21 protein-coding genes are annotated in these 23,394 nt (G+C 69.7%); 8 read left to right on the forward strand and 13 right to left on the reverse strand.

Features of this window, described 5'->3' with window-relative positions:
• The first annotated feature begins 3 nt into the window (after positions 1 to 3).
• Positions 4 to 825, forward strand: coding sequence for an ATP-grasp domain-containing protein (locus FOJ82_RS02175; protein WP_143936800.1), 822 nt, complete (start codon positions 4 to 6; stop codon positions 823 to 825).
• Between the two features lie 114 nt (positions 826 to 939).
• The gene (locus FOJ82_RS02180) at positions 940 to 1,614 is read left to right on the forward strand and encodes an SDR family NAD(P)-dependent oxidoreductase (RefSeq protein WP_143936801.1); all 675 of its coding nucleotides are present in this window, start codon (positions 940 to 942) and stop codon (positions 1,612 to 1,614) included.
• Positions 1,615 to 1,689: 75 nt separating this feature from the next.
• Here the strand turns inward: FOJ82_RS02180 and FOJ82_RS02185 are convergent, their stop codons facing one another.
• The gene (locus FOJ82_RS02185; protein WP_143936802.1) at positions 1,690 to 1,890 is read right to left on the reverse strand and encodes a hypothetical protein; all 201 of its coding nucleotides are present in this window, start codon (positions 1,888 to 1,890) and stop codon (positions 1,690 to 1,692) included.
• 228 nt (positions 1,891 to 2,118) lie between these two features.
• Here FOJ82_RS02185 and FOJ82_RS02190 point away from each other — a divergent pair, with 228 nt between their 5' ends.
• Both FOJ82_RS02190 and FOJ82_RS02195 read left to right on the forward strand, forming a co-directional pair.
• Entirely contained in the window at positions 2,119 to 2,493 is a 375-nt protein-coding gene (locus FOJ82_RS02190) for a DUF5655 domain-containing protein (protein WP_143936803.1), read from the forward strand.
• Between the two features lie 51 nt (positions 2,494 to 2,544).
• Positions 2,545 to 3,033, forward strand: coding sequence for a VOC family protein (locus FOJ82_RS02195; protein ID WP_221932998.1), 489 nt, complete (start codon positions 2,545 to 2,547; stop codon positions 3,031 to 3,033).
• A 14-nt stretch (positions 3,034 to 3,047) separates the two neighbouring features.
• Here FOJ82_RS02195 and FOJ82_RS02200 read toward each other — a convergent pair whose 3' ends face one another.
• The 3 genes from FOJ82_RS02200 to FOJ82_RS02210 are packed head-to-tail and all read right to left on the reverse strand — an operon-like array spanning position 3,048 to position 6,280.
• The gene (locus tag FOJ82_RS02200; RefSeq protein WP_221932999.1) at positions 3,048 to 4,043 is read right to left on the reverse strand and encodes a LacI family DNA-binding transcriptional regulator; all 996 of its coding nucleotides are present in this window, start codon (positions 4,041 to 4,043) and stop codon (positions 3,048 to 3,050) included.
• Positions 4,043 to 5,551, reverse strand: a complete 1,509-nt coding sequence (araA, locus tag FOJ82_RS02205) for an L-arabinose isomerase (RefSeq protein ID WP_143936804.1) — start codon at positions 5,549 to 5,551, stop codon at positions 4,043 to 4,045. The genes FOJ82_RS02200 and araA overlap by 1 nt, the downstream gene beginning before the upstream one ends.
• Complete coding sequence (locus FOJ82_RS02210; protein ID WP_143936805.1) at positions 5,552 to 6,280, reverse strand: L-ribulose-5-phosphate 4-epimerase; 729 nt, start codon at positions 6,278 to 6,280, stop codon at positions 5,552 to 5,554.
• 176 nt (positions 6,281 to 6,456) lie between these two features.
• Between FOJ82_RS02210 and FOJ82_RS02215 the strand changes: the two genes are divergently transcribed.
• On the forward strand, positions 6,457 to 8,049 hold the full coding sequence (locus FOJ82_RS02215; protein WP_143936806.1) for a xylulokinase: 1,593 nt from the start codon (positions 6,457 to 6,459) through the stop codon (positions 8,047 to 8,049).
• Positions 8,050 to 8,074: 25 nt separating this feature from the next.
• On the opposite strand, the gene FOJ82_RS02220 is transcribed toward FOJ82_RS02215, so the two are convergent.
• Entirely contained in the window at positions 8,075 to 8,923 is an 849-nt protein-coding gene (locus FOJ82_RS02220) for an acyl-CoA thioesterase (RefSeq protein ID WP_185975582.1), read from the reverse strand.
• Positions 8,924 to 8,925: 2 nt separating this feature from the next.
• Positions 8,926 to 10,752: an AMP-dependent synthetase/ligase gene (locus tag FOJ82_RS02225; protein ID WP_143936808.1), complete on the reverse strand. Its 1,827-nt coding sequence runs from the start codon at positions 10,750 to 10,752 to the stop codon at positions 8,926 to 8,928.
• Positions 10,753 to 10,854: 102 nt separating this feature from the next.
• Here FOJ82_RS02225 and FOJ82_RS02230 point away from each other — a divergent pair, with 102 nt between their 5' ends.
• Entirely contained in the window at positions 10,855 to 11,304 is a 450-nt protein-coding gene (locus FOJ82_RS02230) for a MarR family winged helix-turn-helix transcriptional regulator (RefSeq protein WP_143936809.1), read from the forward strand.
• A 5-nt stretch (positions 11,305 to 11,309) separates the two neighbouring features.
• A complete protein-coding gene (locus FOJ82_RS02235; RefSeq protein WP_143936810.1) occupies positions 11,310 to 14,126 on the forward strand; it encodes an FAD-binding and (Fe-S)-binding domain-containing protein in 2,817 nt (938 codons plus the stop codon).
• 97 nt (positions 14,127 to 14,223) lie between these two features.
• Here the strand turns inward: FOJ82_RS02235 and arfB are convergent, their stop codons facing one another.
• From arfB to FOJ82_RS02270, 7 genes are all read right to left on the reverse strand, one after another.
• Complete coding sequence (gene arfB / locus FOJ82_RS02240) at positions 14,224 to 14,688, reverse strand: alternative ribosome rescue aminoacyl-tRNA hydrolase ArfB (RefSeq protein ID WP_143936811.1); 465 nt, start codon at positions 14,686 to 14,688, stop codon at positions 14,224 to 14,226.
• A gap of 10 nt (positions 14,689 to 14,698) precedes the next feature.
• Entirely contained in the window at positions 14,699 to 15,571 is an 873-nt protein-coding gene (locus tag FOJ82_RS02245; protein ID WP_185975583.1) for an ion transporter, read from the reverse strand.
• Positions 15,572 to 15,606: 35 nt separating this feature from the next.
• Positions 15,607 to 17,289, reverse strand: a complete 1,683-nt coding sequence (gene ettA / locus FOJ82_RS02250) for an energy-dependent translational throttle protein EttA (protein WP_143936813.1) — start codon at positions 17,287 to 17,289, stop codon at positions 15,607 to 15,609.
• Between the two features lie 77 nt (positions 17,290 to 17,366).
• Entirely contained in the window at positions 17,367 to 18,968 is a 1,602-nt protein-coding gene (locus FOJ82_RS02255) for a GTPase (protein ID WP_143936814.1), read from the reverse strand.
• The gene (locus FOJ82_RS02260; RefSeq protein ID WP_143936815.1) at positions 18,968 to 20,692 is read right to left on the reverse strand and encodes a P-loop NTPase family protein; all 1,725 of its coding nucleotides are present in this window, start codon (positions 20,690 to 20,692) and stop codon (positions 18,968 to 18,970) included. Before FOJ82_RS02260 ends, FOJ82_RS02255 begins: the two co-directional genes overlap by 1 nt.
• On the reverse strand, positions 20,689 to 22,035 hold the full coding sequence (locus FOJ82_RS02265; protein ID WP_143936816.1) for a PrsW family intramembrane metalloprotease: 1,347 nt from the start codon (positions 22,033 to 22,035) through the stop codon (positions 20,689 to 20,691). Before FOJ82_RS02265 ends, FOJ82_RS02260 begins: the two co-directional genes overlap by 4 nt.
• A 37-nt stretch (positions 22,036 to 22,072) precedes the next feature.
• On the reverse strand, positions 22,073 to 22,585 hold the full coding sequence (locus tag FOJ82_RS02270; RefSeq protein WP_143936817.1) for a DedA family protein: 513 nt from the start codon (positions 22,583 to 22,585) through the stop codon (positions 22,073 to 22,075).
• A 209-nt stretch (positions 22,586 to 22,794) separates the two neighbouring features.
• On the opposite strand from FOJ82_RS02270, the gene FOJ82_RS02275 reads away from it, so the two are divergent.
• A complete protein-coding gene (locus FOJ82_RS02275) occupies positions 22,795 to 23,391 on the forward strand; it encodes a 2'-5' RNA ligase family protein (protein WP_143936818.1) in 597 nt (198 codons plus the stop codon).
• Positions 23,392 to 23,394 lie beyond the last annotated feature (3 nt).

Here is a 23,394-nt window from a genome sequence, read left to right on the forward strand (position 1 = left end):
CTCATGCGAACGCGCGTCCTCTACGTGACCGACCTGACCTACCCGGCCAGGGGCAGGCGCTACGGCGACGAAGACATCCACCTCTCCGCGTCCCTGCGCAGGCATTTCGACGTCGCGCTGTGCCACCCGACCCAGGCCGCCGCCCTGATGGGCGCCTTCGACGTCGTCGTCGTCCGCAACTCCGGCCCAGTCCTTTCATACCAGCAGGCCTACGACGCGTTCAGGACGCAGGCACTGAACGAGGGCGCCAAGGTGTTCACCCAACTGACCGGCAAGGGCGACGCCCTCGGCAAGCAGTACCTGCTCGACCTGTACCGCCAGGGATACCCCGTGATCCCGACCGTGGACGAGCGCGCTGATCTCAGCCGCCTCCCCACCGTCGAGCGGTACGTCATCAAGCCCAAGGGGGGTGCGGACTCGGTGGGGCTTCGTGTGCTGGGCGCTGACGAGCTCGCCGGCGCGCAACTCGATGGCGTCCTGGTCCAGCCGCTGATCCCATTCGCCCATGAGGTCTCTTTCTACTTCGTGGACCGGGAGTTCCAGTACGCCCTCCACGCCCCGAACCCGGAACAGCGCTGGGACCTCGCCCCCTGCGAAGCCGGCAAGGCCGACCTCGCCTTCGCGCAACGCTTCGTCGACTGGAACGACATCGACCACGGAATCCAGCGCGTCGACGCCTGTCGGACCCGGACGGGTGAGCTGCTCCTGATGGAACTCGAGGACCTCAACCCGTACCTGTCGCTGGACCGGGTCGACGCCGCCACCCGGGAACGGTTCACCAACCGCATGGTGGCCTCCATCCAGCAGCTCTGCCCCGACGCCTGATCGGACCTGGCCGCCCTGGCGCTTCGTCCTCCGGTCCCCCCACCCCGCCCCAGTCCACCGTCGCGGCCCCAGCTACGCTCGGGGAAAGGACACCCCCTAGTGATGGAGACCACAATGGCAACGTTGGCAATCGTGGGAGCGGGCCCCGGCTTGGGCGCCGCGGTCGCGCGCAGGTTCGGGAGAGAAGGGTTCGCGATCGCACTCGTCTCGCGTGACCAGTCGAAGCTGGACGACATGGCGGCGGAACTGGTCGAGGAGGGCGTGACCGCACGCGGGTACTCAGCCGACGTGCGCGACGCCGAATCCCTGGAGGCGGCCCTCACCGCGGCGGCCGAGGACCTGGGCCCGATCACCGCTCTGCAGTACAGCCCGCTGCCGTCGCGCTCGTACCTCGAGCCGGTGCTCGACCTCACCCCCGAACTCGCCCTCGAGGCACTCCGCTTCTCGGCGCTGGGACTGATCGCCGCGGCGCGAACAGTACTGCCGGCGATGCGTGCAGCAGGCGACGGCACGATCATCCTGATCAATGGCGGCACCTCGGTGAAGTCGCGCGCCGGCTTCGCCGGGACGTCCGTGGCCTTCCCCGCCGAGAGCGCCTACGGCGAGATGCTCCACGAGGCCCTGGCCGACGAGGGCGTGCGCGTCGTGCAGCTCGTCATCCCCGGCTCGATCCCGAAGCTGCAGGTGGCCGACGGTGTGGACGGGGTCGCAGACCGCATCTGGCAGTTGCACACGACTCCCGGTGAGTTCCGGACGATGCTCATCCCCCTCGAGGAGGGCCGCGAGTAACACCAGCAAGTTCGACTGGGTCGCTGGTACTCCGTCACCCCAGGATTGCGGAGCACCAGCGAGTCATCAGCCTCCCTATGGGTTGACCACGTACAGATCGCGCACCTGATCGTTGCCCTTGGTGTTGACATGCACGTTGTAGTTCCCCACGACGTATGTGCCCGCGGCATTGTTGCCGATCTGGATGGTCTTCTCGAAGACCTCCTCGGCTCCGTCGGCGTCGGTCTCGACGAGGGTGACGAGTTCCTCCGTGGCCTGCGGGACCGTGGCCTGCAAGCCACTTTCGCCGCGGGGTCCAAATTGAACGCCGAGACGCTGTACCAGTAGTCGGTCCCCTCCTCCACCGTGAAAGTCGACGTAGCCGACACCGTCCACCGTGCCGATCAGTTCACCGGTGCTGACCTTGGCGTCCCGGCGATAGATGTTGTAGCCCTCGGCACCTTGGACAGCGCTCCAGGTGATCGTCAGGACGCAGCAACTGGTTCTGAGCGCTACGGTGATTGCATGCCAGCGGCAGAAGGCGGGCGGACGCCTGAGGAGTTCTTCGACGGCTCCCCGGACGGGCTGCGCTTGTACCGCGAGGTCGAGCAGGCGGTCCGAGCCGTCGGCGACGCGTCGGTGAGGGTGACGAAGAGCCAGATCGCGTTCCGCCGCCGGAAGGGCTTCGCCTACGTCTGGCGCCCGGACCTGTACCTGCGCAGCGACGTGCCGGCAGTGCTGTCCGTCGCCCTTCCGCACGAGGTCACCTCGACCCGGTTCAAGGAGATCGCACACCCGTCCCCGAGGGTCTGGATGCACCACCTGGAGCTACGCCGGGTCGAGGAGGTCGACGACGAGGTCCGCGCCTGGCTGGTCGCCGCACACGACAACGCAGTCTGACCCCTGCGAAGAGGCGCGGAGTCATAGTGACCCTCCACGTCGAAGGAGATGGTGAGGACAATCCCGAAGAACACGATCTGCTTGTGGTTCGACAAGGACGCCGAGGCTGCGGCCGAGTTCTACGCCTCGGTGTTCCCCGACAGTCGCGTCGGGCGGGTGTCCCGTGCGCCCGCGGACTTCCCCGGCGGGAGGGCCGGCGACGTCCTGACGGTGGAGTTCACGGTCTGCGGCGTCGAGTGCATCGGGCTGAACGGCGGGCCGGAGTTCACACACAGCGAGGCGTTCTCCTTCCAGATCGCGACCGACGACCAGGAGGAGACCGACCGCTACTGGGACGCAATCGTGGGCAACGGTGGGCAGGAGAGCGCCTGCGGTTGGTGCAAGGACAGGTGGGGCCTGTCCTGGCAGATCACCCCGCGAGCACTCACGGAGGCAGCGGCCTCTGACGCCCCGGGCGTGGCCGAGCGCGCGTTCACCGCCATGCTGACCATGACCAAGATCGACGTCGCCAGGATCGAGCAGGCGGTCGCGGGGAATTGATCCGCCGCACGGGCTCACCGGACGGAGCTGCGGACCCTCAACTCCGGCTCCAGCCGCTGCGCCACGGCCTCGGCACCGGCGATCGCGTCGACCAGCACCTCCAGCGCCTTGGCGCCGAGCTCCGCGAACGGCTGGGCGACGGTGGTCAGCGGCGGCGCGAAGAAGGCCACGCCGGCAAGGTCGTCGAAACCGACGACGCTGACCCGCCCCGGCACGTCCACCCCGGCGTCCCGCAGTGCGGCGACCAGGCCGACGGCCATGGCGTCGTTCCCGCAGAAGACGCCGTCGGGCAGGTCACCCGACTCAGCCAGCGCACGCCCGGCCTCGTACCCGCTCTCCGGACTCCAGTCCCCCTCGACCATCTCCTGCACCTCCAGACCGGTGGAGACCAGGGCGGCCCGCCATCCGCGAGCACGCGCGCGGGCGTCGAACCAGTCCTGGGGACCGGCGAGGTGCAGGACACGGCGGCAGCCGCGCTCGAGCATGTGTTCGGTGGCCAACCTGCCGCCCAGTTCCTGGTCAACCGCCACCGTGGACAGGGATGGGTCCGAGCCGTCGTCGGCCACCAGCACCACGGGGATGCCGGCGGCGTACTCGCGGGCCAGTTGCGCGACCCGCTCGCGCGGGGCCACCACGGCGATGCCCTCCACGCCGCGGTCCCGGAAGGTGCGGAACAGCGCCCTCACCTCGCCCTCGTCGTAGGTCTCGAGGGCCCCGACCAGCGTGGAGTAGCCAGCGGCGCGGGCGGCCACCTCGATACCGCCGACGGTGCTCGACGGGCCGAAGTAGGCCGCACCGGTCCAGACCACCCCGAGCAGCGCCGTCTGCTGCGTCACGAGCGCCCGGGCAGCCAGGTTCCGGCTGTACCCGAGTTCGCGCATCGCGGCGACGACACGGTCACGGGTGGCGGGCCGGACGGCCTCGGGCGTGTTCAGCACGCGCGAGACCGTCTGGTGGGAGACGCCTGCGAGCCGCGCAACCGCCATCATGCCCGGCGGCCGCGCCCGCATCAGACGCCCTGAGTCAACCGGTGGTACGCCAGCTCGAGGCGACGCTCCCGGGCGAAGCCGCGGGTCGTGGTGTCGTTGTCGATGACCGCCAGTTCCATCCCTGCCATGTCCGCCAGGTCCTCCCACATCTCACGCGTGGTGGAGGTGGTCATGCAGGTGTGGTGGGCGGCACCGGAGACGAGCCAGCACTCCGCCGAGGTGGCGAAGTCGGGCTCGGGCACCCACACCGCGCGGGCCACCGGAAGGTTCGGCAGCGGCGCGTCGGGCTCGACGTTCTCGACGACGTTCATCGTGAGGCGGAAGCGCTCGCGCATGTCGCTCATGGCGATCACCAGCGCCGGTCCGGGGTCCGCGTCGAAGACCAGGCGCACCGGGTCCTCGCGGTCCCCGATTCCCAGGGGATGGATCTCGAGCTTGGGCTTCGAGGTGGTCAGCGACGGGCAGATCTCCAGCATGTGGGCGCCGAGGATCTTCTCCTGTCCGGGGACCATGTGGTAGCAGTAGTCCTCCATCAGCGATGCTCCACCGTCGAGGCCGTGGCCCATCACCTTCGCCGCTCGGACGAGGATGGCGGTCTTCCAGTCCCCCTCGCCGCCGAAGCCGTAGCCGTCGGCCATCAGCCGCTGCACGGCGAGTCCGGGGAGCTGCTTGAGTGCGCCGAGGTCCTCGAAGTTCGTGGTGAAGGCGCCGAAGCCGCCGTCGGTGAGGAACTTGCGCATGCCGATCTCCTGGCGGGCGCCGTAGCGCAGCGACTCGTGCCGCTCACCGCCCTTGCGGAGTTCGGGTACGACGTCGTAGAGCTCCTCGTACTCGGCCACCAGGGCGTCCACGGCTGCGTCGTCGACCGCGTCCACCACGGCGACCAGGTCGTTGACGCCCCAGGTGTTGACCGAGACGCCGAGCTTCACCTCGGCCTCGGTCTTGTCGCCCTCGGTGACGGCGACGTTGCGCATATTGTCACCGAAGCGGGCCAGGCGCAGGTGGTGGAGTTCGTACCAGCCGGCGGCCGACCGGGCCCACGTGCCCACCTTGGCCTGCACGTCGGCGTTCGACGAGTGGCCGACGACGGTGCGGCGTGCCTTGCCGAGCCGGGAGACGATGTAGGCGAACTCCCTGTCGCCGTGGGCGGCCTGATTGAGGTTCATGTAGTCCATGTCGATGGTCGCCCACGGCAGCTCCTGCGCGGCCTGGGTGTGCAGGTGCAGCATCGGCTTGGTCAGCGCACCGATGCCGAGGATCCACATCTTGGCCGGGGAGAACGTGTGCATCCAGCAGATGACACCGATCACCGACTCGTCCGCGTTGGCGGCGAGCATCTCGGCACGGATGGAGTCCCGGTCCTTGAGCGTCGGGCGCCACTCGATCTCGACGGGGATGGCGTCGGCCGCGTTGAGGTTGGCCACCACCTCCTGCGACTGGGTGGCCACCTGTTCCAGCGTCTCGGGGCCGTAGAGGTCCTGGGAGCCGGTCAGGAACCAGATCTTCTTGCCGGCGAATGGGTTCTGCATTCAGTTCTCCTCATTGAGGTCCGCGGCCGGCTGGCCGTAGACGTTCTGGTAGCGGTCGTAGAGGCGGGCGACGTCGGCCTCGTCGATGCGCAGCGGCTCACCGAGCTGCCGCGAGATGTGGATGGTGCGAGCGACCTCCTCGACCATGACTGCGGCCTTCACCGCCGAGCGGGCGTCCTTGCCGATGGTGAAGGGGCCGTGGTTGGCCATCAGTACGGCCGGGCTGTTGGAGCCCCGGAGGGTCTCCACGATGCCGCGGCCGATGGAGTCGTCGCCGATCAGGGCGAACGGTCCGATCGGGATGTCCCCGCCGAACTCGTCGGCCATCATCGTCAGCACGCACGGGATGGGCTCGCGGCGCGCGGCCCACGCGGTGGCGTAGGTGGAGTGGGTGTGCACGACGCCGCCGACCTCCGGCATGTGGCTGTAGACGTAGGCGTGGGCGGCCGTGTCCGAGGAGGGGCTGAGGCTGTCGGGGGTGCCATCGACGATCTTGCGCCCGTCGAGCGTGCACACCACCATCACGTCGGCGGAGAGTTCGTCGTAGGAGACGCCCGACGGCTTGATCACGAACAGGTCGGTTCCGGGCACGCGCTCGGAGACGTTGCCCGCGGTCCAGACCACCAGCTCGTTGCGGGGCAGCTCGGCGTGCAGCGCCGCCACCTTCTCGCGGGTGGCTGCTACGGCGGCCTGCTGGTCGGCAGTCAGCTCTGACAAGACGATCGTCACTTTTCCTCCTAGGATGTGAACGCTCACATTACCATTGGGGCAGGGCGCGCGACAGGGCCCGGCAAGAACTCCTCCGCAGGGCGGCCCCGAACTGTCGGGGACGTGCGGGGACGGCTAGATTGAGCGGGAGCACCACGAGCGTCGTGGCCCGAGATCTCGAAGGAGAGGTTTGGAAAATGCAGGACTCCACAGCGCACGAGGCGATCACCGGCGGCCGCACGGCGCTTGGCATCGAGCTCGGCTCCACCCGGATCAAGGCAGTGCTGATCGGCCCGGACCACCAGCCCCTCGCCACCGGCGGCTTCGACTGGCGCTCGACGCTGGCGGACGGCATCTGGACCTATGACCTGGAGCTCGTCCGAACCGGCCTGCAGGCGGCGTACGCGGACCTTGCGGCGAACGTTCTTGCGGCCCACGGGGTGGAGCTCACCACCACCGGCGCACTCGGCGTCTCTGCGATGATGCACGGCTACGTCGCCCACGACTCCGACGGAAACCAGCTCGTCGGGTTCCGCACCTGGCAGAACACGATGACCGGCGAGGCCGCCCACGAACTGACCCAGCTTTTCCAGCACAACATCCCGCAGCGCTGGAGCGTCGCCCACCTGCGGCAGGCCATCCTCAACGGCGAGGAGCACGTCTCCCGGCTGGCCACCGTCGACACGCTCGCCTCCTGGGTGCACTCCCAGCTCTCGGGCGAGCGCAGGATCGGCGTCGGAGACGCCTCCGGCATGTTCCCCATCGCCGCCGGCACCGGCAGCTTCGACGCCGGAATGCTCGCCAAGTTCGACGAACTGGTCGCCGACAAGGGCTTCGAGTGGAAGCTTGCGGACCTCCTGCCGGAGGTGTTGCCCGCCGGTGCACCCGCCGGCTCCCTCTCCGAGGCCGGAGCCCGCCTCCTCGACCCCTCCGGGAAACTCCGCCCCGGCATCCCCATGGCACCGCCGGAGGGCGACGCCGGAACGGGCATGGTGGCCACCAACTCCGTCGCCCGACGCACCGCAAACGTCTCGGCCGGCACCAGCATCTTCGCCATGGTGGTGCTGGAGGACGCGCTGAAGGAACTGCACGAAGAGATCGACCTCGTCACCACCCCCGCCGGGGACCCCGTCGCGATGGCGCACGCCGCCAACGGTGCGCTCGACCTGCAGGCATGGGTGAACCTGTTCGGTGAGGCCGCGAAGGCCGTCGGCTCCACCATCGACGTCAACGAACTGTTCGGCGCCCTCTACCGCTCCGCCCTCGAAGGAGATCCCGACGGTGGCGGCATGCTGGCCTACAACTACCTGGCCGGCGAGCACGTCGTCGGGCTGGAGGCGGGGCGGCCCCTGTTCGTGCGCACGCCCAACAGCAACTTCACGCTCGCGAACTTCATGCGCACGCACCTGTTCTCCACCTTCGGCGCCCTCCGCGTCGGCATGGACATCCTGATCAAGGACGAGGGCGTGCAGATGGACTCGATGTTCGCCCACGGCGGCCTGTTCAAGACCAAGGGCGTCGCACAGGGGTTCCTCGCCGCCGCGATGAACACGCCCGTGTCCGTCGGCGACGTCGCGGGCGAGGGCGGTGCGTGGGGAATGGCGCTGCTCGCGGCGTTCCTCGGCTCGGGCTCCGACTCCCTGGCCGACTGGCTCGGCTCGGAGGTGTTCGCCGGAGCCGAGGTCGAGACCATGGAGCCCAATCCCTCCGACGTCGCCGGATTCGACCAGTTCATGGAGCGCTACCGCGCCGGCCTGGCGATCGAGCAGGCGGCCGTCTCCGCGCTCTGAGAGAGGGCCTGCGCGCGGCAGACCGCTAGGCCACCAGCCTCCGCTCGAGCGCCACCCGGGTGGACTCGGGCAGCGCCGTCGGCCGCAGCCGGGTGTCCGCGCACACGAGCACGGTGCGGCCCCGGTTGAACACCGTCCCGGTCCCGGGATCGACGATCTCGGACGCCAGCGTGACCGACGACGTCCCCAGCCGGACCGGTGCCGTGAGCACCGCGAACGGCTCCATCCGGTGGGTCAACTGAGCCACGTAGTCGACGTCCTGGCGCGCCACCAGCCACAGGTGCTGCGAGTCGGCCTGCCCGACGCGGGCCATCGTCGGGTCCCACTGAGCGGTGGCGACCACCCTGGCCTGCTGGATGTAGTCGTAGGTCTTGGAGTTGTTCACGTGGGCGTAGGAGTCGTGGTCACTCCAGCGCACGAACAGGTCCGTCGCACTCCCCCGCCCGTCGAGCCGTGGGGTGGCGAGTTCGCGCAGCGGTTCCACCTCCGCCAGGTGCGCGCCCAGGTACTCCCTGACGTCATCGGGGATCCGCACAGGCCGGTTGGCCCCGAAGTCGAAGGGGCACAGCACCGTGCGCGCACGCGCCACGGGCCGGTCCCCCTGCCGCAGGACGTAGGTGATCTCGAAGCGCGCCCCTCCGAGGGCCGCGACGACCAGTTCGACGTCGAGGCCCTCGGGGCGGTAGTCGATCGGGGCGAGGTACTCCACCTGGTGCCCCACCACGACGATGCCCTCGTCCAACAGCTGCGACGCCGGACCGGACTTGAAGAAGGCGACGCGCGCCTCCTGCAGGTAGTCCACGACGAGCGCGTTGTTCACGTGCCCCTGCGCGTCCAGGTCGGACCAGCGCAGGGGGCACCGGAACTCGAACAACCTCAGTCCTCCTGGGGGTACATGCCCTCGACGAGCTCTGCGTTGTTCTCGATGACCAGCTTGCGGCGGATCTTCTGGTTGGCGGTGACCGAGTCGTTGTCCACGGTGAGCTCGTGGTCCAGGATGGCGAACTTCTTCACGGTCTCCCAGCGCTCCAGGCGCGAGTTGACGTTCTCCATCTGGCGCTCGATCGAGTCCCTGATGTCGGGCAGCTGGGTGAGCTCCGCGTAGGAGAGGTGGGTGAGCTGGCGCTTCTCGGCCCACTTCTGCAGCAGCACCGGGTCCATGACCACGAGGGCGGACACGTACTTGTGCCCGTCGCCGACCGCCACGGCCTGGGAGATGTAGGGGATGTTCGCCGTGATGGCGCCCTCCACCTTCTGGGGCGCGACGTACTTGCCGCCCGAGGTCTTGAAGAGGTCCTTCTTGCGATCGGTGATGCGCAGGTTCCCCTGGGAGTCCAACTGGCCGATGTCACCGGTTGCGTACCAGCCCTCGTCGTCGATCACCTCGGCGGTCTTCTCCGGACGGTTGTGGTAGCCGGTGGTGATGATGGGGCCACGGATGAGGACCTCGCCGTCGTCGGCGATCTTCGCCTCGCAGCCCGGCAGCACCTGGCCGACGCTGCCGAACAGCGGGTCGGTGGGCAGGTTGAGGAACGCGATGGCGCTGGTCTCGGTGGCCCCGTAGCCCTCGACGATCAGGATGCCGGCGGAGTAGAACCACTCCTGGACCTGCGGGGAGAGCTTGGCCGATCCGGAGATCATGAAGCGCAGGCGGCCGCCCAGCTTCTCCTTGAGCTTGCTGAACACGAGCTTGTCGGCGAGGTTGTACTGGAACTTCAGCAGGCCGGGTAGCTCCTTGCCCGCGAGGCGGTAGGGGTGCGACTTGCGTCCAGTTGCGAACGCCCAGCGGGCGATCTTGGCCTTCAGACCGGTGTTGCCGGTGAGCACGGCGGCGCGGACCTTCTCGAAGATGCGCGGTGCGCCGCACATGAAGGTGGGCTTGACCGCCCCGAGCCCGGGGACGATCTGGTCCAGACGGCCGTCGACGGCCGAGGCGAACCCGTAGGCCAGCTGCACCGCGATCAGCGCCTTGCCGAACACGTGGCTCAAGGGCAGCCAGAGGTACTGCAGGTCGTCGGGGCTGAGGAGGTCCCAGCTCTTGGTGGCCGCACCCTCGTAGACCCACGAGGCGTGGGTCAGGCAGACGCCCTTGGGTCGCCCGGTGGTGCCCGAGGTGTAGATCAGGGTGGAGAGGGTGTCGTGGTCGGTGCTCGCGATGGCATCATCCACGGCGCTCGGGTTCTCCGCCAGCAGCGCGCGGCCGGCCTCCTTGAGCTGGGCGAGGCTGATCGTGCGCTCATCGAGGTCCACGCCGTCGGTGTCGAACACGACGATGGTGTGGACCTGCGCCGACACCTCCGGGTCCTCGTCCACCTTCGCGGCCTGCTCGGCGTCCTCCGCGACGACGACAACCGAGCCGGAGTCCTTGAGGATGTAGTCCACGTCACCGGCGGCGGTGTTCGGGTAGACGGTGGTGGTGGCGCCCGCCGCGCAGGAGATCGCGAGGTCCACGTGGATCCACTCGAGCCTCGTACCGGAGATGATCGCGACCCGCTGCTCGTGGGTGAGGCCACGGGCCAGGAGTCCCGCAGCGATGGCGTCCACCTCGTCCTTGGTCTGGGCCCAGGTGTACTTGGTCCAGTTGCCATTGCCCGCGCGATCGGGTTCCATGAACGCAACACGCTGTGGCGTCTCTGCCACACGGTTGTTGAACATTTCCCCCACGGACTTCGCGAAGCCGAGCAGCTCGTTCTGCAGAGTCATCGTCGATCCCCTCTCGTTTCCGGCACATGCTATCGGGTGCGGGCGAGCAGCGGGAGCGGGAAAACGATTGAATAATCAACCACTTTCGCGTACAATGTCCACATGGACAACACGAACTGGCTCTCTGGGGAGCAGCAGCAGGTCTGGCGCAAGTACCTGCGCGCCACGGCACGCGTCAGTCAGTTCCTGGACGCGGACCTCCGCCGCTTCGGACTGAACCTGGCCGAGTACGAGATCCTCGTCTCCCTCTCCGAGGCCGACGGGCGTCGGATGCGCATGAGTGAACTGGCGGATGCGGTGCACCAGTCGCGCTCGCGGCTCACGCACACGGTCAGCCGCCTGGAGCGCGACGGACACGTGCTTCGCGTCACCTGCGCGTCCGACGGCCGCGGCGTCTGGGCCGAGTTGACGGACAAGGGCTTCGACCTGCTGGTCGAGAGCGCCCCCCGGCACGTCGCCGCCGTCCGCAAGATCCTGGTGGACCCAGTGGCCCCCGAGGATCTCGAAGCCGTCGGGCGGGCGATGGAAGCCGTGCTGTCGGTGGCAGACTAGGGCGCATGCTCGTCGATGCCCTCACCCGCCTGCGTTCCGCCCTCGGCCAGGCCGCGGCGGTCATCGACGACTCAACGCTGACGCGAGGCCTGTACTCCTCCGACGCGTCCCTCTACCGCGTGCCGCCGCTGGCGGTGGCGCACCCGCGCACCACCGAGGAACTGATCGCGGTGGTGCGTGCCGCCCTGGAGGTGGGCATCCCGATCACCGCCCGTGGCGCGGGCACCTCGTGCGCCGGCAACGCCGTCGGCCCCGGTCTGGTGGTGGACGTCGCCAAGCACCTCAACCGCATCCACTCCATCGATCCCGAGACCGGGGTGGCCGACATCGACCCGGGCGTGGTGCAGGACGTGCTCCAGCAGGCCGCCCGGCCACACGGGCTGCGGCTCGGGCCGGACCCGTCCACCTCGTCGCGCTGCACCGTCGGCGGCATGATCGGCAACAACGCCTGCGGCCCCCGTGCACTCGGGTACGGCCGGATGGCGGACAACGTCATCGAGCTCGAGGTCATCACCGGCAAGGGCGAGCTGCTGGTCCTCGGCCGCGACGACGTGGCCGAGCTGCGCGAGCTGGTGGCCGGCAACCTCGGCACCATCCGCACCCAGTTCGGGCGCTTCACGCGGCAGGTCTCCGGCTACTCCCTGGAGCACCTCCTGCCGGAGAACAAGTTCAACCTGCCCAGGTTCTTCGCCGGCACGGAGGGGACCCTCGGCTTCATCACGCGCGCGAAGGTCCAGCTCGTCACCGACGCCCCGGAGCGAGTGGTGGTGGCCCTCGGCTACCCCACGATGCCGGACGCGGGCGACGACATCTCGAACCTGCTGCAGTTCAAGCCCGTGGCCTGCGAGGGACTGGACCGCCGCATCGTCGACGTCATCATCCGCAAGCGTGGCCCCGAGGCGATCCCCGCACTCCCCGAGGGCGACGGCTGGATGTTCATCGAGCTCGTCGGGTACGACAGGCAGGAGGTCCGCGGGCGGGCCACCGCCCTGCTCGAGCAGGCCGCCGGCACCGGCTGGCTGGTCGAGGACCCCCGCGACGTCGCCGCCCTGTGGCACGTCCGGGCCGACGGCGCCGGCCTGGCCGGGGTCAGCCTCGACAAGCCTGCCTTCGGAGGCTGGGAGGACGCCGCGGTTCCCCCGGAGAAGCTGGGCGCCTACCTGCGCGACTTCGAGGCGCTGCTGGACGAGCACGGGCTGCACGCCCTCCCCTACGGCCACTTCGGCGACGGCTGCGTGCACGCCCGCATCGACTACCCCTTCGACCTACCGGACGGCGCCGAGCGCTTCCGCGAGTTCATCCTGGCAGCGGCGGACATGGTGGCCGGACACGGCGGTTCGATGTCCGGCGAACACGGCGACGGTCGCGCCCGCTCCGAACTGCTGCCGAGGATGTACTCCCCCGAGGCTCTCGAACTCTTCCGGGCCGTGAAGCACGTCTTCGACCCGGACAACCTGATGAACCCCGGCGTGCTGGTGGACCCGGACCCGATCGACGCGAACCTGCGCATGGTCGCGGCCACCCGTTCGCCCCTGAACACCGCTGACCCAGAGTTCGTGGCCGCCGTCCACCAGTGCAGCGGCGTGGGCAAGTGCATCGCGGACAACACCGCCGCCGGCGGCGTGATGTGCCCCAGCTACCAGGCCACCCGCGACGAGAAGGACTCCACCCGCGGGCGCTCCCGGATCCTGCAGGAGATGGTGAACGGGGACCTTGTCACGGGCGGCTGGACGAGTCCCGAGGTGCACGAGGCGCTGGACCTGTGCCTGTCCTGCAAGGGCTGCGCCCGCGACTGTCCGACCGGCATCGACATGGCCGCCTACAAGGCGCGCGTCATCCACGAGACCTACAAGGGGCGCCTGCGCCCACGCAGCCACTACGCGCTCGGCTGGCTGCCGCGGTGGGGACGGCTGATCACGACGCTGCGGGGCGTCGGATCACTGATCAACGTCGTCGGGAAGGCACCCGTGCTCGGGCGCGTGCTGCGCTGGGGGGCAGGTGTGGACCACCGCCGCGAGATCCCCCGCTTCGCCAACCGCTCCGCCAAGGGGCAACTGGCCGCCATCGCGGCACCCGAACGACGCGCGATCGAGGGTCCGGACGGCAAGATCGTCCCCGGCAGCAAGGGCGAGGTCCTCGTCTGGGTGGACTCGTTCTCCGACTGCTTCGAATCCAACAACTTCGCCGCCGTGGTCAAGGTGCTCGTGCGCCTCGGTTACCAGCCCCGCGTCCTGGAGAAGACCGCCTGCTGCGGCCTGACCTGGATCTCGACCGGCCAGCTCGACGGCGCACGTCGCGAGATCCTCCGGGCTGCGGCGGAACTCGCGCCGTTCGTCGAGCGCGGGATCCCGATCGTCGGCGTCGAGCCCTCGTGCACGGCCGTGTGGCGGGGCGACGCGTTCGACATCGCCCCCGACAGCGCCGAGGTCCGCGCGTTGAACGGCAAGGTGCTGACGCTGGCGGAGTTCCTCGCCGGCGACGAGGACTTCGTCGCGCCGGACCTCTCGGGCCACACCATCGTCGCCCAGCCGCACTGCCACCATGCTTCGGTGATCGGCTGGGAGGCGGACGCCGCACTCCTGCGCGCCACCGGCGCCGACGTGCGCCGTGTCGGGGGTTGCTGCGGCCTGGCCGGCAACTTCGGTGTGGAGCTCGGCCACCACGAGGTGAGCGTGCAGGTGTTCGAGCACGACCTTGGCCCCGCCATCGAGGCCGCCCCGGACGCGATCGTGCTCGCCGACGGCTTCAGCTGCCAGACCCAGCTGCGCACCCTGGCCGACAGGGACTCGATGAGCCTGGCAGAACTCCTCGCCACCCACTGACCGCACCGCACCCCCGCCCCCCGCTGGGCAAGTAGGGCCCCACCCCCGTCGGTCGAGTAGGGCGCCCCGCGCCCGTGTCGAGACCCCCAACCCCGACTCAGGACTCGCCGTCGCGCGGCACGCGGCTGCGCAGGGACTTGACCCGCCCACGTCGCTTCTTGGCATCGAGCCGTCGACGGCGTGAGCCGGCCGTGGGGCGTGTGGCCCTGCGCTGGGGCCCGGGTGGTGCGACGGCGTCGCGCAGCAGAGCGGCGAGGCGCTCGCGCGCGGCGCGTCGGTTCCGAAGCTGCGAGCGGTGTTCGGATGCGACCACCACCAGGTTGTCGTCGACCAGCGCGTCGCCCAGCGCGGCGAGGACACGAGCGCGTTGGACGTCGGTGAGTGTCCGGGACGCGGCAGGGTTGAACAGCAGTTCCACGCGCGTGTCCGTCGTGTTCACGCCCTGCCCACCGGGCCCGGAGGAACGGCTGAACCGCTCCGCCAGTTCGGCGGCCGGGATCGCCAGGCCCTGGGGCACGCCGGGTCCGGGCGGCACCCACAGGTCGTAGGGCGAGGTCTCCATGCCCACAAGCCTACGAGTCAGGCCGGGACTGGTCCTCCTCGAGACGGCGGAGCCCGAGCACGTCCGGCCCCTCGGCCTCCGACTCCGCCTTGGCCTCGATCCTGTCGAGGAGCTGGTGCAGCTCCGCGACGGTGCGCCGCAGGTCGGCCTCGTCGCGCTCCATGTCGCGGCGCTTGTAGGCGTCGTCGAGGGAGTTGACGATGATGCCCACCATCAGGTTGACCACCACATAGGTCCCCACCAGCAGGAACACGATCACGTAGACGATCGCCCACGGCGTGATGGTGCGCAGGTCGTGCAGGATCTGGTTCCACCCCTCCAGCGTCAGCAACTCGAACAGGGTGAGCATGCCCTCGCCTATGTTGTCGAAGTAGCCCCGCATGCCCGCGGGCGTCCGGTGGCCGAACAGCATCCAGCCGATCGCCGCCCACAGGAAGCACATCATGGTGATCAGCGCGCCGAGGCTGAGGGCGGGCGGTCCGGCCCGGCGCATGCCGTCGATCAGCACCCGCGCATCCGGCATGGTCCCGATGAGCCGGGTGATGCGGAGGATCCGCACCAGACGCAGCAGCGTCACGTTGCTCGTGACCACGGGCAGGAAGCAGACGGCGACGATGGCCAGTTCGAAGCACCGGAACGGGTCCCGGCAGAACGCGAACACATTGAACCGGTACGCGGCCAGCCGGATGACCATCTCAGCCACGAAGATGCTGAGGAACACCACTTCGGCCGCCCGCAACGTCGCGCGCAGGTCCGGGGCGACGTCGTAGGTGGACACCCCGATGGTGATCGCGTTCAACACGATCACGAAGATGATGAACCCGCGGAACCAGTTGCTCTCGGCGATGCGCCCGGCGAGGCCGTGCCACGTGGTTCGCGGCACGGCCCCTCCCTCGGCGGGTTCGGCCACGGTTCGCCTCAGCGAGTGAGGCGACGGTGCGCGGTCCGGTGCGGGCGCGCGGCCTCGGCCCCGAGCCGGAGCACCTTGTTTGCCTCGTAGTCCTGGAAGTTGCCCTCGAACCAGAACCACTGCGGCACGCCGTTGTCGTCCTCGCCCTCCCAGGCGAGGATGTGGGTCGCGACGCGGTCCAGGAACCAGCGATCGTGGGAGATCACGACGGCGCAGCCGGGGAACTCGAGCAGCGCGTCCTCGAGGCTGGAGAGGGTCTCGACGTCCAGGTCGTTGGTGGGCTCGTCGAGCAGCAGGACGTTGCCGCCCTGCTTCAGGGTGAGTGCCAGGTTGAGGCGGTTGCGCTCACCACCGGATAGCACGCCCGCCTTCTTCTGCTGGTCCGGGCCCTTGAAGCCGAAGCTTGCGATGTAGGCGCGCGACGGCATCTCGAAGTTGCCGACCTTGATGAAGTCGAGCCCCTCGGAGACCACCTGCCAGACGTTGTCCTCGGGGTTGATGCCCGAACGGTTCTGGTCAACGTAGCTGAAGCTGATGGTCTCGCCCACCTTCACGGTGCCCGCGTCGGCCTCCTCCAGCCCGGTGATGGTCTTGAACAGGGTGGTCTTGCCGACGCCGTTCGGACCGATGATGCCGACGATGCCTGCGCGCGGCAGCGTGAAGGACAGGCCGTCGATCAGGACGCGGTCCCCGAAGCCCTTCTTGAGGTCCCTGACCTCGAGGACGGTGGACCCGAGGCGGGGGCCCGGCGGGATGTTGATCTCGGCGGTGTCGATCTTGCGGTTGCGGTCTGCCTCGGCCGCCATCTCCTCGTACTTGGCGAGGCGAGCCTTGCTCTTGGCCTGGCGGGCCTTCGGGGACGAGCGGACCCACTCGAGTTCGCGCTCGAGGATCTTGGCGCGCTTGGCGTCCTTCTTGCCCTCGATCTGCAGGCGCTGGCGCTTGGTCTCGAGGTAGGTGGAGTAGTTGCCCTCGTAGGGGTGGAGCTTGCCGCGGTCGATCTCGCAGATCCACTCGGCGACGTTGTCCAGGAAGTACCGGTCGTGCGTGACGGCGAGGACGGCGCCCGGGTAGGTCTTGAGGTGGCCCTCGAGCCAGTTGACGGACTCGGCGTCCAGGTGGTTGGTGGGCTCGTCGAGGAGCAGCAGGTCCGGCTGCTCGAGCAGCAGCTTGCAGAGGGCGACCCGGCGTCGCTCACCTCCGGAGAGGACGTCGACGATGGTCTCCGGCGGGGGGCACTGCAGCGCGTCCATAGCCTGGTCCAGGCGGGCGTCGATGTCCCACGCGTTGGCTGCGTCGAGCTCGGTCTGCAGGTCTCCCATCTCGGCCATGAGGGCGTCGAAGTCCGCGTCGGGCTCGGCCATCTCCTGGCCGATCTCGTCGAAGCGGCGCATCTTGTTCTTGATGTCCGCGACGGCCTCCTCGACGTTCTCCTGGACCGTCTTGCCCTCGGTGAGCGGGGGCTCCTGCAGGAGGATTCCGACGGTGGCGCCCTTTGCGAGGGCGGCGTCGCCGTTGTTGGGCTGCTCCAGCCCGGCCATGATCTTGAGCATGGTGGACTTGCCGGCACCGTTGGGGCCGACGACGCCGATCTTGGCTCCGGGGTAGAAGGACAAGGTGACGTCGTCGAGAATGACCTTCTCGCCGGCGGTCTTGCGGACCTTGTACATGGTGTAGATGAACTCAGCCACTGGGGCGCTTCTCCTTCGTCTGGGGACCGGACGACAGTATGCCAGCTAAGGGCAACCATCCCGATTCACGAGAGAACCTACCGCAGGCGCCCGACGAGTTCCCGCGCCCGTGCGTAGCGCTCGAGTTCCGCCTTCGCGGGGGCCAGGACGTCGCGTTCGGCGATGTGGGCGATCCGACGGCGCAGCACGCCCCGCGCCCGCCGTTCGGCCGAGCGCGCCCCCAACCCGACGAAGATCCGTGACCCCACCGAGAGCACCAGGCCAGCCAGCAGTCCGCCGAACACAAGCACCGTCGGCAGCGGCACCTCCACACCATTGGCCAGCGCCAGCGGCACGCCCGGCAGTGGCGGCAGCCCGAAGTAGGCGAGTACCAGGTTCGCGGTCAGCCACAGCAGGCCCACCACCACGGCGGCGACCAGGATCCACTGCAGTCCGCGCAGCAGCTGCCACCACACGGGGGTCCGCTCGGTACCGAGGTCGGCGGTGACGATGGCGCGGTCCAGGGTGTCGGGCAGGACGTCGGTGTTGGTGTGGACGGCGTCGTGCACGGACTGTCGCCATGCCTCTGGCATGCCCTCGCCGAGCTGGGTCGAGAGGGTGCGCAGGCCGGTTCGCAGTTGCGCGTCGGCCACGCCGCCCCGGGCGGGCAGCGAGCTGCGCTCGGTGATCTGCGGGGTCTCCCCCTTCGACCTGCCGCCGCCGATCCGGAGCCGCTTGAGCGGGTCGGGCCGGAAGCGGGCGAGCCACTTCACCAGTGGCCACCCCGTGGCGAGAGTGCCGCGGTGGACCATGGACCGGCGCACCGCGTCGGTGACGAGGGGGACCCCTGCGGAGGCCTCGAGGCTGCGGTTGAGCGCCGTGACGGTGCCCTGCGCAGGCGAACCGGGCCGGCCCCCGGCGGTGGCGGCGTCGAAGTCGGCGGCCAGGACGTCCACGTCCGCCCCGAGCCGGGCGGCGGTGGCGGACTTGCGGGCGGCAAGTTCCGCGAGCCGGGTCCGCAGCTCCTCGACCCCCTGTCCGGTCCTGGCGCTGGTGGCCAGCAGCGGGACGCCGTGCAGCCCGTCGCCATCGAGGAGGCGGCGCAGGTCCTTCAGGCAGGCGGCCAGCTCGTCGCGGGTGAGTCGGTCGGCCTGGTTGAGCACCACGGTGATCACGTCGCGGTGGTGCGCAAGGGGACGCAGGTAGCGCTGGTGGATGGCGGCGTCGGCGTACTTCTGCGGGTCGACCACCCACACGAACTGGTCGACGAGCCGCACCATCTTGTCGACCTCCGCATGGTGCGCCACCTCGGTGGAGTCGTGGTCGGGGAGGTCGAGCAGCACGAGGTTCTCCTGGCCCTTGTGCCGCGGCGGGACCTCGTTGCGGCGCTTGACCCCGAGCCAGTCGAGGAGTTCGACGTTCGTGGGGCCGAAGCTGACGGCGAAGGTCTCCGACGTGGTGGGACGGCGCGCACCCTCGACCGCAAGCTTCTGTCCGGCGACCGCGTTGAAGAGCGAGGACTTGCCCGAACCGGTGGCGCCCGCCAGTGCCACCACGGTCTGGGGCCCGACGCGCAGCCGCTCCCCCGCTCGCGTCGCCACCTCGCGGGCCCGCCCCGTCAGGGCCTCGGGGACGCGACCCTCGGTGGCCGCCGCGAGCTCCTCCAGGGTTTCGAGCCTGTCGCCCAGCTTGCGCGCCATCAGAAGCCCTCGGGCCGGGTGAGGTCCTCGAAGGCGCCCCGGCTGGCGGCCCGCAGCTCGTCGGCGACGGCGTCGAGCCGCGCTGCGGCGTCCGGGTCCACGGCCAGCTGGCCGAGGACCTCCTCGAAGCGCGCCAACTGGTTGGCCAGCAGTGCCTCGACTCGGGCGTCCAGGTCTGACTTGGCGCGCTGCGCGAGGCGTCGGACCGCGTCCTCCCCGAAGACCCCCTCCAGGATGCGCTGTGCCAGCAGCGACGTGCCGCCGGCGATGCCCACCTCGGCTGTGGTGAGGCCGCCCGTGGTGGCGAAGACGAGGATGATCAGCGCGGCGCCGATCGCGTTGGTCCCGAGCGCCAGGAACCTTGCCTTGACCCGCTTGCCGCGGCCCTGCTCGGAGACGAGGTCCAGGATGCCGGCCTGCCACTCGCGGATGGTGCGGGTGGCGGCATCGTTGAAGTCCGCGGTGGTGCGGGCGAGGCCCGGGGTGGCGGCGATGATGTCCCGGCCCCAGCTCGTGGTGGCCCAGCGAGCGGCGGCCTGCTCGCAGGCGGCCTGGCCGTGCTCGACGATGACGGCGGCGAGGCTGTCGCTGATCGCCACCTGCACGTCCTCGGCCTGCTGCTCGCCCCTGAACCAGCCGGTGATCCGGTCCCGCCAGGCGGAGATCTGCTTCTCGACGCCGCGCATGAACTCGCCCGTGCCGACGAAGTCCTGCCAGCGGCTCAGCACCTCGCCGCGCAGCATCGTCCCGTCGCTGGTGGCGCGGGCGATGTCGTCGCGGGCCTGCCGGAACTCCTGCTGGGCGCCCTGCCTCAGTTGTTCGACCGCGCCCAGTTGGTGGCGGGCGCCGTCGGCGAGGCTGCGCAGCTGGGGGTCGAGGGCCTGGACGGTGCCGGCGAGGGTCTGGACGGCGACGTCCGCGCGGGCCTCGCTCTGCGCCGCCAGTGAGCCGAGCCAGGACCGGATGGGCTGCACCTCGGCGGGCGGGAGCATGGCATCGCCCTCGAGCTCGTGCTCGGCGACGGCGAACAGGCGGGCGGCGTGCACGCCCCGCTCGGCGAGCATCTGCCCGAGGTGGGACTTGAGGTCCTCCATGGACTCGGGTGGGCAGCGGTTGAGGACCACGGAGACGACGGCGTTGCGGGCCGCGGCCTGGGCCAGCACCTCCCAGCCCACCAGGTCCGCGTAGCGGGCGGCCGAGGTGACGAACAGCCACAGGTCCGCCGCCTGCAGGAGCTGCCGGGCGAGCCGCCGGTTCTCGTCGTCCACCGAGTCGATGTCCGGCGCGTCCAGCACCGCCAGGCCAGCGGGCAGTCCGTCGAAGGGGACGATCTGCAGGGCGCGGGAGTCGTGGACCTCCGTGTCGCTGCGGACCAGCCCCGGCAGCGTGCGGCCGGAGCGGAACCAGGCGGCGTCGTCGGGATGGCAGACCAGCACGGGGGACTTCGTCGTGGGACGCAGCACTCCGGGCTTGGTGAGTGCCTTGCCGAGGATCGCGTTCACGAGCGTCGACTTCCCCGCGCCCGTGGAACCGCCCACGACGGCCAGCAGCGGCGCGTCGAGCTTGGCCGCCCGTGGCAGGAGGTAGTCGCGGACCTGGTTCTGGAGTGCCGTCGCCAGCTGGCGCAGGTCAGCGGCGCCGTCGAGCGGCAGGGGGTACTGGGCAGCGGGGAGCGTGGCCCCGAGGTGTTCGAGGGCCCTCGCCAGCTGCTCCGGGCCGGTCATCGCGGCGCCGGCCAGTTCCCGCCGATGCCCGAGGGCCCGGGGGCCTGCGGGGGCGGTAGATCGGTGCGGGACCTGCGCTTGCGCTCGGGCAGGATCTTCAGGCCTGCGGTGTCCGTGAGCGCCCGTGGACGCAGTTCCTCCAACTCGTGGATGATCTCGTGGGCGCGGGAGTCCCCCGCCTCGGCCACCAGTCCGCGGGTCCGGCCCTCGCGCAGGTAGGCCAGCTCGGTGATGAGCCGCATGAACCGGGCGGTCGCGAGCCACTTCTTCGGGCCGCGGAAGATGCCCGCCAGGTGCAGCTTCATGCGCTTGAAGGGCCCTGAGAAGACCACCAGGTCCCGGTCCGTGAGCCAGCCGACGCGGCGGTAGTCACCCAGCCGGCGACGGACGAGCTGCGCCTGTGCGACGACGCCGAGGACCAGGAAGAGCGTGATCACCGCGACCAGCCCCAACGCCATGTACCACTGGGTCCGGAGCGCCTCGGTCGGGTTGGTGGAGACCACACCGTTGAACAGCATGTGGCCGCCGGCCGCGACCACGAAGCCGGCCAACGGCGCGGTGACGCGCACGATCTTGCTGCGCGCGGAGAGGCCGACGGCCAGCCCGAAGGCGGTCATGATCCCGAACAGCGGGTGGCCGAACGAGGTGTAGACACCGCGGAGCATGACCAGCTCCATGACCTCGCCGAACGGGTCCTCGATGCCCACCGTGTTCGTCGCGTAGACCACCGAGCGGGCGTAGTAGATGATGTTCTCGACGAACGCGAAGCCGATGGCGGACAGTCCCGCCAGCGAGACGAGGCTGAGGCGCGAGACGAGTCGTCGTCGGAACAGGACCACCAGCAGGAACAGGACGGTGGCCTTGGTGGCCTCCTCGACGAACGGTGCGATGAAGATGGCGGCACGCGTTCCCATGTCGGCGTTGGCGTCCGTGGTGGCCATCATCTGGCCAGCCCAGGTGTTGACGTAGATGCTCATCCACGTGGAGGCGCACGCTCCCCAGCCGAAGGCCAGCAACCAGATCAGCGGGCGTTGTGGGCGGAAGCGGTCCAGCCAGAGGAAGAGCAGGAAGTAGGCGATCGCCGTCCACATCGCCCAGAAGGCACCGAAGCGCAGGGAGTCGTGGTTGAGGCCCAGCGCCACCGTGCCGTCGGGGAAAGTGGTGTCGGGATGGAGCAGTTGGTACTGGTCCCACAGGCAGTATGCGTAGAACGGGATGAGCACCAGCGCGAGCCAGAACTTCGGGCTGCGCCACATGCGCTGGTGCCACGGGCGCTGCGGGCCGGCCTTCGGCGGCAGCCCGGACAGCCAGCGGTCCCGGTTCTCGATCTGGACGGTACTCATGATGGGCAACAGCGTAGCGGCAGCACAGCCACCCCACTCAGACCGTGGCGGCCTCCACGGCGGCCCGTCGCCGACGCCTGCGCACGATCGCAACAATGACGGCGACGACCATGAGGACCAGCAGGGCGGTGAGCACAGGGTTGCCCTGAAGCGCACCGAACACGGCGCCCCAGACGGCGAAACCGACGGTGGTGTAGATCGTTGCCCAGGCCAGGGCCCCCGGGACCTGCGCGATGGTGAAGGCGATGATGCTGATGCGCATCACGCCGGCGGCGGCGATGATGAGGGTCTGGAGGCCCACGGTCAGGTAGGCGAAGGGCACCGCCGCGACGCCGAACTTGCGGATGAACCCGGCTCCCCTGCCGACGGAGTCGCCCTGCAGCCAGTCGTGGACGCGCTTGCTCCAGCCACTGGTGGGGCGAGTGCGCTTGAGCGACTGCTCGGTGATGATGCGCCCCAGCCAGTAGGTAGCCTGCCCGCGGACCATGGCGCCGAGGAAGAACAGGATGAACGTGATCCCGATTGGGAACCCGCTGAAGGCCTCCTCCATCAGGCGGCCGCTCCCGCACCCGCTGCGGTTCTGGCGTCGCGCGGTTCCGCAGAGAACTGGGGCACGGCGACCTCCTGTGTCAGTCGGGTGGGCCTGACTCTATTTCAAGCATGGCGGGGCGCGACAGCGCCCGCGGCCTGCACCCAGAGTAATCGAGCCTCGTGGGAGATCGTCCCGCGGGGTCGAGTAGGCTCCGCGCAGGAGGCAAGATGCACAGTTTCTTCGAGCAGATGGAGCCCTGGGACCGCAATGACGGCTCGCTCCACCTCTACGTCCTTCCGGACCCGTCCGTCGGCGAGAGGCTCGTTGCCGCCCAGTCGCTGTTCGCGGATCTCGATGCCCTGCCCCCGATGCCCGAGCCGTACCTGCACCTCACCCTCCAGCGGCTCGCGCAGTTCGACGACGAGCTCAAGCAGGCCGACCTGAGTCGGCTCGGCTCGGCACTCACCCAAGCCCTGTCGAGGACCGCGGCGTTCGAACTTGAGCTCGGAACTCCGCGACCCGACGAGACTGCGGTGGTGAGCACCGCCGCGCCGTCGCAGGGATGGGACGCCCTGCACGCCGCCGTCGTCTCGGGACTGGCCCAGGTGCTGCCGGGAGAGTTGCCCGCTCCCCCGCACGCACCGCACGTCTCGCTGGCCTACGCCGTCGGCGAGGTGCCCGACGACATGGTGGCCGCCCGCCTGTCCGGTGCCGGGCCCATCGGGGCGCTCCACGTCACAGAGGTCCACCTGGTCTCGGTCACGGTCCGCCCCGAGCTCGGGATCTTCGACTTCACGCACCTGGCGAACTGGGAGCTGGCCTGACCG

The organism is Tessaracoccus rhinocerotis (assembly GCF_007197885.1).
GTDB lineage: Bacteria > Actinomycetota > Actinomycetes > Propionibacteriales > Propionibacteriaceae > Arachnia > Arachnia rhinocerotis.